Consider the following 14,095-nt stretch of genomic DNA (forward strand, 5'->3'; position numbering starts at 1 on the left):
ATAGCGAGGTGTCACGCTTCGTAGAGCGTCACGGTGGCACCGATCTGGTCTTCGATGAACGACCCTCGTCCGCCGACACTCACCTCTCCGTCTCCGGTCTCCAGGCGGAAGTTCGTCTCGAGCGTGAACTCGTTGGTGACCGGTTCGAGCAGTCCCTGTCGGATCTGGCTGACGGAACCGGACAGGTGTCCCCCCGACTCCGTTTCGATGTCGGCGCGGAGTTCGACGCCGTTTCGCATGTGTAACGTGGCCTGAAACACCGCGTGGCGGAAGCAAGAGAAGCGGGTCGGGAGCGGGTCGGGTTCGGCGACGTACAGGGTTTTCGAGGCGGGCCAGTACGTACCGAGGTGAAGACCTTGGACGGTACCGGTGAGATTCGACTGCTCGACCTCGACGGCGGTTCCGTCGGCGTGCGTCCCGGCTAACATACCGGAGTCACCGACCATCGCGAACCGGTTGTCGGCGGTGTAGAGAAACGGGAGTTCCTCGTTCCAGTGACGAACGATACTCGCGACGCCGTCGAACCGGTCGGCGTCGGCGTCGGACGCATCGAGTCCGCCCAGCGACAGAAGGACGAACACGCCGCGGTCGACCGCGTCGCGCAGCGACGGTTCGAGTTCGTCGAGAACGTACTCGGGAACCAGCACGATGAGTTCCTCCTCCGCCCGAGAGATGGCGTTCTTGAAGCGTTTGATCGCGGTCTCTCTTGATTTGACGATCTGGATCTCGGGTGACTGCGGCTCCGTCTCGTTGAACTGTCGCTCGAGCGCAGGCGTAATCGCCTCGAGTCGTTCGGAGAGCGCACCGATGGCCTCTCTCGGGGAAATCGCACGAATCGTCGTCGGCGACGCGTGGTCTTTCACCCGTACGAACCCCCGGCTCTCGAGCCGTTCGGCGATGTTGTACACCGCTCGTTGCGTGATGTCGGTGTCCTGTGAAACTGTCCTCGTCGTGACCTCTCCACGCGCCAGAATCGCGAGGTAGGCGTCCACTTCCTTCTCCGACAGTCCGAAGAGTTTCAACTCTCGCCGCAGTTCGGTATCCCCGTTCCGATCAGATTTCGCCATCGATGTCCTCCGATACTACTCCACGTTTCATAAATGCTTCACCAACCTCATCATACAATCGTCCAATTTTTCTGGCAAATGTGGTTGAATTAGCATATACCAACGCCGTCATTCGCGTTCCTCCTTTCAATTCCCAACGAGCACAATCGATATAAATTCTAGTAGTAGTACTTCAACCAGAATATTTATGAGGGTGAATTGTAATCATTGAACAACACTATGAGAGAGAACTACAAGCGAAGTAAGCAGCAATCGAACGGACGACGCCTCGGCCGACGACAGCTCTTGTACGGACTCGGCGCGGCGGGAACAGCTACGCTGTTGGCGGGTTGTGGTGGGCAGAGTCCGAGCAACTCCGAGGAAAGTGGCGGGGGCGGTAACGAAAGCGAAAACGAGAGCGCCGGCGGCGGCAACGAAGCCGGAAGCAACATCGACGCCACCGACGAGGAACTGAAGACCATCCAGGAGCTCGCACACGTCACCAATCAGGAGCTCCCGCTGCTCCCGGTGATGGAGAAGCTAGCCCAATCGTTCCAGACCACCGACGATTGGAACGTTCCCGAACCGGACTCCGACGAGCAGATGCACTACTGGCCGACCGAGTGGCTCGTTCGCTGGGGCGAGTGGACCGCCGACGGCGACGACGACACGCTCACCCTCGCGCAATGGATAAATCCCCAAGACGCCCAGTACAACGACTGGAACCCAGAGGGCGGTGCGGAGGTCGATCGAATGGTGTACGACCGGTTCATGAGCTACAACATCGTGGAGGCCGAGTACGACGGCTACGCCATCTCCGACTGGGAGTTCGACGGCGACTCCATCTCGCTCACTCTCCGCGACGGATTGGTCTGGCACGACGGCGACGAGGCGACCGGGCAGGACGTCGCGAACCAGATCAAACTGGATATGTACACCGGCGGGAGCCTCTCGGACTACGTCGACGACGTCGCCGAGAGCGTGAGTGTCGACGGCAACTCGGTGACGCTACAGTTCAACGAGACACTCAACGAGCAGATCATCCTGTCGCTGCTCCAGCCGAAGTACCTGGCGGCGAAGGACAGCATCTTCGGCGAGTACGTGGAACTGTACGACAACGCGGAGAACGAGGACGAGGAAGCCGCAGCCTACGAGGAGCTCTCCTCGATGACGCTCGAAGAACCGGTCGGAACCGGTCCGTTCTCCTTCGAGGACGCCGATTCGCGCCGGGCACTCGCGACGAAGTTCGAAGACCATCCGGACGCCGACCAGGTCGAAGTAGAGAACGTCGAGTATCTGTTCATGCCGGAGAACCAGAACCGTTGGACGTCGCTACAGGAGGGCGAGATGGATGGCGACGCGACGCTTTTCATGCCGCAGAATCAGGTCGACCAGCTTCCGGATCACGTACAGATATCGTTGCTTCCGCGCCACTGGGGAATGGGCCTCATCTTCCAACACGACGACGACCACATGGGGAAGCGCGAGGTTCGACAGGCTATCGCCCACGCGGTCGACCGCGACGCAGTCGCCCAGTACTCGAGCGCCAACACCGACTCGAAGCTCGGCGTTTCGTACCCCTGTGGGCTGACGGGCGACTTCAGCGGGAAAGTCGAAGACGAGTGGCTCGACGGGGTCACCGACCAGTTCAACCAGTACGCCTACGACACCGACAGAGCGGCGGAGCTGCTCGAGGAAGCGGGGTACTCGGAGGACGGCGATGGGTGGGTCGACGAGAACGGCAACAGCTTGGAAGTACCGATAAAGGTACCGTCGGGCTTCTCTGACTGGGTCTCGGCAGCCGAGACGATCGTCAGCAACCTCAACGACTTCGGAGTCGCGAGCGAGATGATCACGCGGGAGAACGGCGCGTACTTCGGCACCGACCTCCCCGACGGCGACTTCGTCGTCGCCTGCGAAGGGTGGGCCAGTTACGACCACGTCTACCCGTATTTCCACTTCGACCACATCTACACCGGGGGTTCGACAAGCCTCCAGTCGGTCGCGAACTTCCCCGAGGAGTACGAAGTTTCGCCGCTTCACGACGATATTCGCGAGGGTGGGACCGTCGACCCGACGGAGCTCATCGACTCGCTGGCGGTTCTCGAAACCGACGAGTAGGCGACGACGTTGGAGACCACTTTCGGACACACGATACTCAATGCACTACATACTCAGACGACTCGTCCAGGCAGCGATTACGGTGCTGTCGACGATCACGCTGTCGTTCGTCCTGATCAGGATGATGCCCGGCAGTCCCGTCGACCGGCTTCGGGCGCAACTGCTCGAACGGAACTCGGGACTCTCCTCGGCCCAGATCCAGTACCGTATCGAACAGCAAACGAACATCGTACCGGACGAACCGCTGTACGTCCAGTACTTCGATTACATGACGAGCATCCTCACCGGCGACTTCGGCCGGTCGATCGTCAAATCGAATCAACCGGTCGCCGACATCCTCGCCAACGCCATCCCGTGGACGATATTCCTCATGTCGTCGGCGCTGTTTCTGGGGTTCGTCGTCGGCATCAGCCTCGGAGCGTTCATGGCGTATCGCGAGGGGAGTCTGTTCGACATCTCCTCGACGAGCGTATCGCTCACGCTCAACTCGACGCCGGACTACATCGTCGGCTTGCTGCTGTTGACGTTCGTCGCCTACCAGCTCGGACTCTTTCCGACCGGCGGACGATACGCCTCCGGAGTCGATCCGGGGCTGTCGTTGGAGTTCTTCGCGAGCGTCCTCTACCACGGGGCGCTCCCAATTCTCTCGATGGCGATCGTCGCGTTCGGCGGGTGGGCGCTCGACATGCGCGGAAACAGCATCCGCATTCTCGGCGAGGACTACTTACACGTCGCTCGTCTCCGCGGACTCCCGGAGCGACGCATCGCGCTGCGCTACGTCGCGAGAAACGCCATTCTTCCGATGTACACTGGTCTGATGATCGCGATGGGTGCGATGCTCAACGGGTCGGTCATCCTCGAGAGCATCTACGCGTATCCCGGTCTCGGCTTCCGTATCATCGAGGCGGTGAACAACCGCGACTACCCCGTTCTGATGGGCTGTTTCATCGTCATCACGTGTGCTATCGTGATCGGCATTCTGATCGCCGATCTCACCTACAGCAGAATCGACCCGCGGGCGAAGGGAGGTGACTCTCGTGAAGCGTACTGACGAGCCACGGACGACCGCTGACGAGCGCCAGACAGACGGCGGGTCCGACTTCGAGACGGTTGCCGACGTGCGACTATCGTCCTCCGAGCGATACAGACAGACGGCCGACGAACTTCTCATGACGCCAGCGCGGATCGTCTGGAGCGACTGGCGAGCACGGATCGCCGTCTGTGTTCTCGGCTTCTATCTGTTTCTCGGTGTGTTCGGGCCGCTGATCGTGTCGGAACCCAGCCTGGGGGAGGGGCCGGTGTTGCTCGGCGCGTTCTACTCGCTCGAATTCCCGCTAGGGACGACCTCCCGCGGCGAGGACATCCTCGCGCAGGTCATCTACGCGACAAGACCCATGCTGCAGATGGTCGCCGCGGGCGCCGTGTTCACGGTCATCGTCGCGACGATCGTCGGAACGACCGCGGGCTACAAAGGCGGCGTCGTCGACAGCGTGTTGATGACGCTGACCGACGTCATGCTGACGATTCCGGGCCTCCCGCTCGTCATCGTCCTCGTCACCGTCCTCGAGATCGGGGCGAACCCGTACCTCATCGGGGTGTTGTTGTCGGTCAACGCGTGGGCAGGACTCGCCAGAGCGCTCCGGTCGCAGGTGCTGACGCTGAGAGACGCCGAGTACGTCGAAGCGTCGAGAATCATGGGCGTACCGACGCGCGAGATTCTCTCCGTCGACATCATTCCGAACCTCATGCCATACATCACGATGAACTTCGTCAAGCAGGGTCGTGCAGTAATCTTCGGGTCGGTCGGACTGTACTTCCTCGGTATCTTACCGCAGAACTCCGACACACAGAACTGGGGACTCATGATAGACACCGCCGTGTCGGACGCGGGAGCTGTGAACTCTGCGGCGGCGGTTCACTGGCTGCTCGCCCCCATCTTCGCAGTTATCACGTTCGCGATGGGGCTGACGCTGTTCGCGCAGTCCGCCGACCGCCTCTTCAACCCGCGGGTTCGCGCTCGCCACGCGAAGACGACGAGCGACGACGACGAACCGCCGGAGCGAAACGAGGGAGACGGAACCGCTCCCGCAGGGGTGATGCAGGGATGACGGCGTCGAACGGAGGCGACCCTATCCTCGAAGTTCGCGATGCGAGCGTCCAGTTCGAGATGGACCGCGGTACGTCGACGGTACTCAACGCCGTCGACATCGACGTTGGACGGCGAGAGATTCTCGGTGTCGTCGGCGAATCCGGGTCGGGCAAGTCGATGCTCGCGAACGTGATGCTGGACGCCGTCGAGGACTCGGGACGGACTACCGGCCAGGTGTGGTATCACCCGAAAGACGGCGAGTCGGTCGACGTGCTCGACCTCTCGTCGTCGGAACTTCAGCGACTCCGCTGGGAGGAAATCTCGATGGTGTTTCAGGGGGCGCTGAGCTCGTTCAATCCGACGATGGCGATCCGTGGGCATTTCGAGGAGACGCTCGAAGCCCACGGGTACGACATGACGGCGGGTATGCGGCGCGCCCGGGAACTGCTCTCGGATCTGTATCTCGACCCCGACCGCGTGCTCGACTCGTACCCCCACGAACTCTCCGGCGGGATGTCTCAGCGCGCGCTCATCGCGCTGAGTCTCGTCCTCGAACCGAACGTGTTGGTGATGGACGAACCGACCGCGGCGCTGGACCTCTTGATGCAGCGGTCGATACTGAGTCTGCTCTCCGATCTCAAGGAGAAGTACGAACTTACTGTCGTGTTCATCACGCACGACCTCCCGCTCGTCGCGGGCCTGGCCGACAGACTCGCGGTGATATACGCCTTCGAGCTACTCGAAGTCGGCCCCGTCGAGGAACTCGTCCGAACGTCGGCACATCCCTACACCGAGGCGTTGCTACAGGCGGTTCCGAACCTCAACGCGTCTCTGGAGACGATGCGGCCGATATCCGGCTCTGCACCGGACCCGGTGAACATCCCGAGTGGATGTACGTACGCGCCGCGCTGTCCGCTAGCAGACGAACAGTGTCGGGCCCAAGAACCGCCATTTCACGACGTGACCGAGAACCACGAGTCGGCCTGTTTCCACTGGGAGGCAGTCGTCGAGGGGAGCGACTCCGATGCCGTCACGTCGGGGGGTGACCGATGAGCGACGACCCCGTCGTCTCGTTGCAGAACGTCGAAGTTCACTTCGAAAAGGAGCAGGGACTCATCGAGAGTTTCCGGTCTGACCCTGACGTCGTTCGGGCGGTCGACGACGTCTCGCTTGACATCGGGTCCAACGACGTCGTCGCGCTCGTTGGCGAGTCGGGATGCGGAAAGACGACGCTCGGCAAGACCGCCATCGGCGTCCAGCGCCCGACCGGCGGGAGCGTCAGATACCGCGGGCAGGACGTTTGGGACGCCAAAAGCGGAGGTGGCGAAATTCCGTTCGCCGAGATCCGTCGGTCGCTGCAGATCATCCACCAGGACCCGGGAGCCGCGATAAACCCCAATCGAACGGTGATGAAGAGTCTCACCGCGCCGTTGAAGCGGTGGCAGCCCGAGATGGCGGCCGAAGACAGGCGCGCTCGCGTCCTCCGGATGCTCGAGCGCGTCGGGATGCGCCCGGCGGACGACTACGCGTACCGATACCCGCACCAACTGAGCGGCGGTGAGCAACAGCGCGTCGCACTCGTGCGTGCGCTGCTGATGAACCCGGACCTGATTCTGGCCGACGAGGCGGTGTCGGCGCTCGACGTCTCGCTGCGCGTCGAGACGATGGACCTCCTCTTGGAACTGCAGGACCAGTTCGACACGTCGTTCCTGTTCATCTCGCACAACCTCTCGAATGCGAGATATCTGGCCGAGAAATCCGGCGGGCGAATCGGCATTATGTATCTCGGTCAGCTGGTCGAGATCGGCCCCGCCGACGAAGTGCTCGGAAACCCGAAACACCCCTACACGAAGGTGCTCCGCTGGGCGACGGCGGACGTCGACCCCGACGAGGCGATGGACGAAGCGCCGCCGATTCGAACCATCGACATCCCCGATCCGGTCGACCCGCCGTCGGGCTGTCGGTTCCACACGCGCTGTCCGGTCGGCCGGGAGGTGTGTACCCGACAGAGCCCGACACTCGAAGACAGCGGCGACGGAATCGAACGAGACTCCGACGGAACCGACGTCGACCGGGGTCACTGCGCGGCGTGTTTCCGGTCGGATCCCGACCACGAGTACTGGGAGAGCGAACCGCTCGACGGGACCGACGAAGCGATGCTTGACCGAGCGAACCGGTCGACCAATTTCGCGACCGAATCAGATTCCGAGTGAGACCAGAGGATGAGTAGCACCGCAGTACCGGACCGGAACGCCTGGGTCCGACGGCGACTCGGTCGGCATCGTCAATCGTCGAGCGGGATGTTCACGACCGTTCGGGCACAGCTCGGCATAGTCAGGGCTCGACTCTACCGGTCGGTGATCGGAGGCGAGTCGCCATGAGCTCGTTCTTCGGCTTCCTGTTCACGATGAACACCATCCTGCTGGTGTTGCTCGCGATCACCTTCCCCTTCACCGCTCCGGGATCTTCCGCGCGGGCGATCTCGTACCTGAGCTTCGCGATAATACTCGCGTCGCTCACGGGACTGACACTCTTTTCGGCCTGGAGGGGACGGCGCTCCAGCGATACCGACGATTCGGGGACGACGTAATCCGGTCCGAGTCGCTTTCACCGGCGCGGCCACGGGCCGTGGAACGTCCACCAAGTCGCAGGCTCCGCTTCTGTCTCCAACCACGTACTCACTCGAATCTCGGCGACCGGCCGTCCAGAAACGCGTCGACGCCCTCCGCGTGCGACTCGGTCGCGTACGCCTGCACCTGGAGGTTCGCCTCGCGGTCGAGGCCGTCGCGGAACGGTCGACCGAGGTTCTCGTGGAGGCCGTGCTTTATCAGCGCGAGCGTCTCCGTCGGCTTCGACGCGAGCGTGTCGAGCAACTCGGCGACGGCGTCGTCGAGTTCTGCGGACCCGACGACGTCGTTGACGAGTTCCATCTCCAGCGCCTCGTCGGCGTCGAACATCCGCCCCGTCATCGCCAACTCCTTCGCCCGTCTGAGACCGACCAACCGCGGCAAGAGGACGGTCCCACCGCTGTCGGGAACGAGGCCGACGTTGACGAACACCTCGCCGAATCTGGCTCGCTCGGCGGCGACGACGAAGTCACAGGCAGCGGCGACGTTCGTCCCCGCGCCGACCGCGTCGCCGTTGACCTTCGCGACGACGGGAAACGGGGCCGTGAGAATCGCCTCGACGACGGCGTTGAGCGTCTCCTGGACTCGTTCGTACGCCTCCGCGGGCGTCTCGTCGCGGTCGCGCATCGCTTCGAGGTCGCCACCGGCGCTGAACGCCTTGCCCTCGCCGGTGAGGACGGCCGCCCGCGCGTCGTCGTCCGCCGCCGCTTCGAGCGCCTCGACCAGTTCCCGCGCCGTCGACTCGGTGAACGCGTTTCGCACCTCGGGACGGTCGAACGTGAGCGTCCACACCCGGTCGTCGACTTCGGTCCGTACCATGTGAACCCCTCCGAGCGGTCGGTGTTAAACGTGGCTCCCGTCTCGTCGGAAGCCCGCCGAGACACACGACGGCGTGCACCTCCTATGGTTTTTTCTCGCTCTCGGTCCCTTCTCGGGGTATGACAGACGCGTACGTCGTCGGAGCCGGACAGTCGCCGTTCGGGTCGTTTCCCGACGAGAGCTACCGGTCGCTGTTCGCGACGGCGTTCGACCGTGCGACGGCGAGCGTCGACGCGGAACTCGACTCCGGGCGAATCGACGAGGCGTTCGTCGGCACCCTCGGCGTCGGCGGCCGACAACTCGGGCTGAGCGGACCGGCGGTCACAGAACACGTCGGACTCCACGGCGTCCCGACGACGCGTGTCGAGAACGCCTGCGCCGCCAGCGGCTACGCGTTCCGCAGCGCCGTCGCGGCGGTCCGCGCCGGACTGGCCGACGTCGCGTTGGCGGGCGGCTACGAGGTGATGACCGACACGAGCTCGGACCACACGAAGTGGTGGCTCGGCGTCAGCGGCGAAACGGAGTGGGAGCGCCTCTCGGGAACGACGTTTTCCGGCGTGTACGCGCAGCTGGCGAGCGCGCACATGACCGAGTACGGGACGACGACCGAAGACCTCTCGCGTGTCGCCGTGAAGAACCACAAAAACGGCGCCCGGAACCCGAACGCACACCTCGGCTTCGAGTGCTCGCTCGACGACGCGATGTCGGCACCGACGGTGGCGGACCCGCTGAACCTGTATCACTGCTGTCCGACGACCGACGGGGCGAGCGCCGTCATCGTCGCGAGCGAGGAGGTGGCCTTCGAACTCAGCGACGACCCGGTTCGAGTCGCCGGCATGGGCGCGTCGAGCGGCCACGTGGGGCTGTTCCAGCGCGACACGCTCACGAGTATCCCCGCGAGTCGTCGCGCCGCCGACGCCGCCTACGGGGAGGCGGGAATCGGACCGAACGACGTCGACGTCGCGGAGGTCCACGACTGCTTCGCCATCGCCGAACTCGTCGCGTACGAGGACCTCGGCTTCTGCGACCCCGGGAAGAGCGGCACACTGCTCCGCGAGGGCGTCACCGACCCCGACGGTCGACTCCCGGTCAACACCTCCGGCGGACTGAAGTCGAAGGGTCACCCCATCGGCGCGACGGGCACCGGTCAGATCGTCGAACTGTTCGAGCAACTGCGTGGCGAGGCGCACACGCAGGTCGACGAGCCGCGATACGGCCTCGCGCACAACGTCGGCGGCAGCGGCGGCGGCGCGACGGTCCACCTGTTCGAGCGGACGAACGGGGGGGAGCGATGAACGCCATCGACGCCGTCGGCGTCGCGCTCCCCCGACTTCGAATTTCGACCGGCGAAATCGCCGACGCGTGGGGACGCTACTCCGGCGCTGGAATAGCGCAGAAGACCGTCGCCGCGGCGGACGAGGACGCGCTGACGCTCGGTATCGAAGCAGCCGAGTCGGCGTTCGCTCGCGGCTCAGTCGACCCGAACGGCGTCTCGACTCTCTGCTTCGCAACGACGACGCCGCCGCTCGACACCGAGGAAGTCGTCCCGCGACTCGTTCGCGCGCTCGGACTCCCGTCGTCGACGATGACGCGGACCTTCACCCAGAGCACGCTCGCGGGGACTGAGGCGCTCGACTCGGGTCTCGACGCCGACGGTCCCGCGCTCGTCGTCGCCGCCGACCTCCCGCGCGGCGACCCGGCGAGCGTCGACCACCCGTTCGGGGCGGGGGCGGCGGCGTTTCTGCTCGCAGAGACGGGGTCCGTCGAACGTCTCGGTTCGGCGAATCACGTCGACGAGTTCGCGGGTATCAGCTACCGCGAACGCGGTAGTGACGAACTGACTGGCCTCGACATCACCAGCTACGAGCGAAACGCGATTCGCGAGAGTGTGACGAGCGCCGTCGAGCGTCTCGATACGGACGCCGGCGTCGACGAGTTCGAACTCTCCGCCATCGACGGCGCGGCGGTGTTCCAGCCCGACGCTCGGATGCCCTCGCGTGCGGTAACCGACCTCCCGATACCTCGCGACGCGCTCGCTCGCGGAACGGTCGTCGACCGAATCGGCGACGCGGGCGCGGCGGGCGTCCCGCTCGGTCTGGCCGCCGCGCTCGACGCCGCGGGCGACGACGACCGAACGCTCGCCGTCTTCGCCGGCAGCGGTGGCGGGGCGACGGCGATACTGTTCGAGGGCCACGTCGACAGCGACTTCGACGCCGAACTCGACGCTGGGTCCTCGGTCACGTATCCGGAGTACCTCCGCGAGCGTGGCTACCTCGGCACCGTCGACGTTGCCGGCGGCGGCGCGCACGTCAGCCTCCCGACGTGGCAGCAATCGCTCGACCAGCGCTACAGACTCGCGGCCGGACGCTGCCCCGAGTGCGGCGCGCTCACGTTCCCGCCGGAAGGGGCGTGCCGAAGTTGCCACCGCGGCGTCGCGTTCGAGCGGGTCGAACTCTCTCGAACGGGCGTCGTCCGCGCGGTCACGTCCATCGGCCACGGCGGCGCGCCGCCGGAGTTCGCCGAGCAGCAGCGACGCGACGGCGCCTACGACGTCGCCATCGTCGAACTCGAACACGAGGGCGAGTCGGCGATGCTCCCGGCGCAACTGACGGACTCGGAGACGGGGACGGTCGAGGTCGGCGACGAGGTTCGCGCAGTCGTCCGGAAACTCTACGAGCAGGAGGGCGTTCCGCGGTACGGGGCGAAGTTCGCACCCGTCGAACGGTGAGATCGCACAGATATCCGATTTCCGAGAAACGTACGTGCGCTCCGACGTGCGAGAGACGTCCGTCACCGAGAACCGACCCCCGGAAGGAGACGCAGGCGCTCGGACTGGGCTACCTCGCGGTCGTGTACATCAGCGGGACCCCGTCGATCCGGTCGACGCGTCCCGTCGACACCAACGCCGAGAGGTGCGCGGCCGCCTCGCCGGCACCCATCTTCACGTGGATACCGCGCATCTCGCCGAACAGTCGCGTGGCAACCTGCCACGGGGTGAGCGGACCGTCCGCTTCGAGACAGTCGCGCACCCGCCTCGTTCGCGTTTCGTGGTGAGAGAGAATCTCGTCGATGCGCGAGGTGAGCGACAGTTCCGAGCCGTGGCCCGGCTGCGCCATCTCCGGGAACTCCGACGCCACCGCGCGCGCTCGAAGCCGAAACAACGTCTCCCGATACGTCCCCAGCGGGTCGTCGACGCGGGTGTCGCTGCCGCCGACGTTGGGCGTGTACGTCGGCAACACCGCGTCGCCGACGAACAGAGCACCGTCGCTGCTCCCGTCACCGACCACGGCGAACGCGGCGTGCCCGAGCGTATGTCCCGGCGTGTGAACCACCTCGACGTCCGCAACGGTGTCGCCGTCGACGAGCGTCTCGACCGGATACGCGTCGGGCATCGGTGAAGGTTCGTCACCCTCGACTACTGCCTCGACGGTCTCCTCCGGAACACCCCACGTCGCCAGCCTCCGGGCGTCCCGTTGGACGCGCTCTCGCCGGGCGGTCGCGTAGTCGGTGACGAACGCTGCGTCGTCTTCGTGCATGTAGAGGGTCGCGCCGCTCGCCTCGCAGAGTCGGGGTGCGAGTCCCGCGTGGTCGACGTGCCAATGCGAGACCAGCACCGACGAGACGTCGGCGAGTTCGAGGCCGGCGTCCGAGAGGCCGGCGACGAGACGTTCCCACGCACCGTCGACCGAGGATCCCGGGTCGACGACGACGCCGCGGTCGGAGAGTAGATACGCGCTGTTCGTCCCCTCGGGACTGCCCTCGCTCACTTCGATTCGGTGGACTCGGTGGATTCGACTCACTCACCGAACGGCTACGTGCCGCCCGATGAAACCAGTACCGCCCGATGAAACCGGCACCGCCCGCGGGCCATCTTCGACCGTTCGGATTCTTCCGGTTTGCGCAGAGCTAACTGTCGGTACCGTAACTACCCCCACGTGTCGTTCAGTTCGCTCCGGACGCTTCCGCGTGAGGCCTTCGTCGTCCTGAGTCTCGTGAGCGGGTCGCATCTGGTGAACCACATGTATCTCGTCCTCTTCCCGCCAATTCTCGGCGTGTTGGCGACGGAGTTCGACGTGACGCTCGCGACGCTCGGCTTCGCGATGGGCGCGCAGGCGTTCGTCAACACGGCGTTTCAACTTCCGTTCGGCTACCTCTCCGACACCTACGACCGGACGCTCACGCTCGGCCTCTGTCTCGTGCTCGGCGGCGTCGGGACGCTAGTTCTCGCCGCGGCACCGACGTTCGAGTGGTTGCTCGTCGGGCAGGTACTCGTCGGCGTCGGGGTCGCCGGCCACCATCCGTCGCACTACCCGCTTCTCTCGGACGCGACGACCGAGACGAACCGCGGACGAGTGTTCAGCGTCCACGGCTTCGCCGGCAACGTCGGGTTCGCCGCGCCGCCGGTCGTCATCGTCGCGATAATGTCGGTCGCCGGTCTCACCTGGCGGCACGCCTTCGGAGCCATCGGGGCGCTCGGGCTGGCGTACGCCGTCCTCGCGGTGTTCGTTTCGCTGCGGTACGTTCCGCGCTCGGTTCGCAGACCGAACCGCGTCGACGACGCGGCGGGAGCGGCAGCCTCGCCCGGGTCGACCGACACGACAGGGCCGACGCCCTCGCGGCGGGGGCGCGTCCGCGCCCAGGTCGCGACGTTGCTCGACTCGCCGAAGATCCTGGCGCTCGGACTGCTGGCGCTCGTCGCGTCGACGGCGATGTGGGGTATCACGTCGTTCATCGTCACGCTCCTCGAACAGGGGTACGGCGTCGAGTCGTCGACGGCGAGTCTCACGCTCTCGGTGATGTTCGGCGTCGGAGCGGTGTTCATGCTCGTCGGCGGTGACCTCACGGACCGGTTCGCGCCCGCACCGCTCATCGCCGTCAGCTACGCGCTCGTGACCCTGTTCGTCCTCCTGCTCGCATCGTTCGTCTTGCCTCCCCTCGCCGCGGTCTTCGCCGCCGTCGTCGGCGGGAGCGTGGGGAGTCTGAGCACCCCCGCCCGCGACAAACTGGCCGATATCCTCTCGGCCCGCGCCGACCTCGGGCGGAACTTCGCCATCGTCACCGTCGGAGTCATGGTCGGCAACACCGTCGCGCCGCCGCTTTTCGGCGTGCTCATCGAGACCTCCGGCTTCCGGGTCGGGTTCGCCTCCATCGCCGTCGTCGCGCTCGGCGTCGTCGGTCTCATCGTCGCCATCGTCGCGAAGTGGGGCGACGGCTTCAGTATCGGCGAGTCGTCGCCGTCGACTGACGCTGTGGATGTCTCCCGGTAGACGCACCGACAGAAATCCGGGGAACGACCGTCTCCGCGCATCTCTCCGACGGCGAGTGATGGTTGTGACTGTCTCTCTGGTCGTGCGTCTGTCTCTCAGACGGCGAGTTCCATGTTTGTGCGACTT

At 65.0% G+C, this 14,095-nt stretch carries 12 protein-coding genes; 9 read left to right on the forward strand and 3 right to left on the reverse strand.

Annotation, left to right across the window (positions count from 1 at the left end; translation table 11 throughout):
* Positions 1-11 precede the first annotated feature (11 nt).
* The gene (locus tag LAQ74_RS17890) at positions 12-1,067 is read right to left on the reverse strand and encodes a TrmB family transcriptional regulator (protein ID WP_224338066.1); all 1,056 of its coding nucleotides are present in this window, start codon (positions 1,065-1,067) and stop codon (positions 12-14) included.
* A gap of 219 nt (positions 1,068-1,286) precedes the next feature.
* Here LAQ74_RS17890 and LAQ74_RS17895 point away from each other — a divergent pair, with 219 nt between their 5' ends.
* From LAQ74_RS17895 to LAQ74_RS17920, 6 genes are all read left to right on the forward strand, one after another.
* Entirely contained in the window at positions 1,287-3,167 is a 1,881-nt protein-coding gene (locus LAQ74_RS17895; RefSeq protein WP_224338068.1) for an ABC transporter substrate-binding protein, read from the forward strand.
* A 40-nt stretch (positions 3,168-3,207) separates the two neighbouring features.
* On the forward strand, positions 3,208-4,218 hold the full coding sequence (locus tag LAQ74_RS17900; RefSeq protein ID WP_224338069.1) for an ABC transporter permease: 1,011 nt from the start codon (positions 3,208-3,210) through the stop codon (positions 4,216-4,218).
* Positions 4,205-5,275 carry an ABC transporter permease gene (locus LAQ74_RS17905; protein WP_224337444.1) on the forward strand — a complete coding sequence of 357 codons (1,071 nt, stop codon included), beginning with the start codon at positions 4,205-4,207 and terminating at the stop codon, positions 5,273-5,275. Before LAQ74_RS17900 ends, LAQ74_RS17905 begins: the two co-directional genes overlap by 14 nt.
* Positions 5,272-6,309: an ABC transporter ATP-binding protein gene (locus LAQ74_RS17910; RefSeq protein ID WP_224337446.1), complete on the forward strand. Its 1,038-nt coding sequence runs from the start codon at positions 5,272-5,274 to the stop codon at positions 6,307-6,309. The genes LAQ74_RS17905 and LAQ74_RS17910 overlap by 4 nt, the downstream gene beginning before the upstream one ends.
* Positions 6,306-7,469: an oligopeptide/dipeptide ABC transporter ATP-binding protein gene (locus tag LAQ74_RS17915; protein WP_224337448.1), complete on the forward strand. Its 1,164-nt coding sequence runs from the start codon at positions 6,306-6,308 to the stop codon at positions 7,467-7,469. The genes LAQ74_RS17910 and LAQ74_RS17915 overlap by 4 nt, the downstream gene beginning before the upstream one ends.
* Before the next feature lie 164 nt (positions 7,470-7,633).
* Positions 7,634-7,846: a hypothetical protein gene (locus tag LAQ74_RS17920; protein ID WP_224337450.1), complete on the forward strand. Its 213-nt coding sequence runs from the start codon at positions 7,634-7,636 to the stop codon at positions 7,844-7,846.
* A gap of 88 nt (positions 7,847-7,934) precedes the next feature.
* Here LAQ74_RS17920 and LAQ74_RS17925 read toward each other — a convergent pair whose 3' ends face one another.
* A complete protein-coding gene (locus LAQ74_RS17925; RefSeq protein ID WP_224337452.1) occupies positions 7,935-8,702 on the reverse strand; it encodes an enoyl-CoA hydratase/isomerase family protein in 768 nt (255 codons plus the stop codon).
* A 119-nt stretch (positions 8,703-8,821) separates the two neighbouring features.
* On the opposite strand from LAQ74_RS17925, the gene LAQ74_RS17930 reads away from it, so the two are divergent.
* A complete protein-coding gene (locus LAQ74_RS17930) occupies positions 8,822-9,997 on the forward strand; it encodes a thiolase domain-containing protein (RefSeq protein WP_224337454.1) in 1,176 nt (391 codons plus the stop codon).
* Positions 9,994-11,430 (forward strand): zinc ribbon domain-containing protein, encoded by a 1,437-nt coding sequence (locus LAQ74_RS17935; protein ID WP_224337456.1) that lies wholly within the window; start codon positions 9,994-9,996, stop codon positions 11,428-11,430. The genes LAQ74_RS17930 and LAQ74_RS17935 overlap by 4 nt, the downstream gene beginning before the upstream one ends.
* Positions 11,431-11,539: 109 nt before the next feature.
* On the opposite strand, the gene LAQ74_RS17940 is transcribed toward LAQ74_RS17935, so the two are convergent.
* On the reverse strand, positions 11,540-12,502 hold the full coding sequence (locus LAQ74_RS17940; protein ID WP_224337458.1) for an MBL fold metallo-hydrolase: 963 nt from the start codon (positions 12,500-12,502) through the stop codon (positions 11,540-11,542).
* A gap of 135 nt (positions 12,503-12,637) precedes the next feature.
* On the opposite strand from LAQ74_RS17940, the gene LAQ74_RS17945 reads away from it, so the two are divergent.
* Positions 12,638-13,969, forward strand: coding sequence for an MFS transporter (locus tag LAQ74_RS17945; RefSeq protein WP_224337460.1), 1,332 nt, complete (start codon positions 12,638-12,640; stop codon positions 13,967-13,969).
* The last annotated feature ends 126 nt before the right edge of the window (positions 13,970-14,095 follow it).

Origin of the sequence: Haloprofundus halobius, from assembly GCF_020097835.1 — an archaeon.
In the GTDB taxonomy this organism is placed as follows: domain Archaea; phylum Halobacteriota; class Halobacteria; order Halobacteriales; family Haloferacaceae; genus Haloprofundus; species Haloprofundus halobius.

What these genes read in the sequence shown, in the direction of transcription:
- LAQ74_RS17890 (WP_224338066.1), bottom strand. Translation starts at nt 1,067, where the DNA reads ATGGCGAAATCTGATCGGAACGGGGATACCGAACTGCGGCGAGAGTTG.
- LAQ74_RS17895 (WP_224338068.1), top strand. Translation starts at nt 1,287, where the DNA reads ATGAGAGAGAACTACAAGCGAAGTAAGCAGCAATCGAACGGACGACGC.
- LAQ74_RS17900 (WP_224338069.1), top strand. Translation starts at nt 3,208, where the DNA reads ATGCACTACATACTCAGACGACTCGTCCAGGCAGCGATTACGGTGCTG.
- LAQ74_RS17910 (WP_224337446.1), top strand. Translation starts at nt 5,272, where the DNA reads ATGACGGCGTCGAACGGAGGCGACCCTATCCTCGAAGTTCGCGATGCG.
- LAQ74_RS17915 (WP_224337448.1), top strand. Translation starts at nt 6,306, where the DNA reads ATGAGCGACGACCCCGTCGTCTCGTTGCAGAACGTCGAAGTTCACTTC.
- LAQ74_RS17920 (WP_224337450.1), top strand. Translation starts at nt 7,634, where the DNA reads ATGAGCTCGTTCTTCGGCTTCCTGTTCACGATGAACACCATCCTGCTG.
- LAQ74_RS17925 (WP_224337452.1), bottom strand. Translation starts at nt 8,702, where the DNA reads ATGGTACGGACCGAAGTCGACGACCGGGTGTGGACGCTCACGTTCGAC.
- LAQ74_RS17930 (WP_224337454.1), top strand. Translation starts at nt 8,822, where the DNA reads ATGACAGACGCGTACGTCGTCGGAGCCGGACAGTCGCCGTTCGGGTCG.
- LAQ74_RS17935 (WP_224337456.1), top strand. Translation starts at nt 9,994, where the DNA reads ATGAACGCCATCGACGCCGTCGGCGTCGCGCTCCCCCGACTTCGAATT.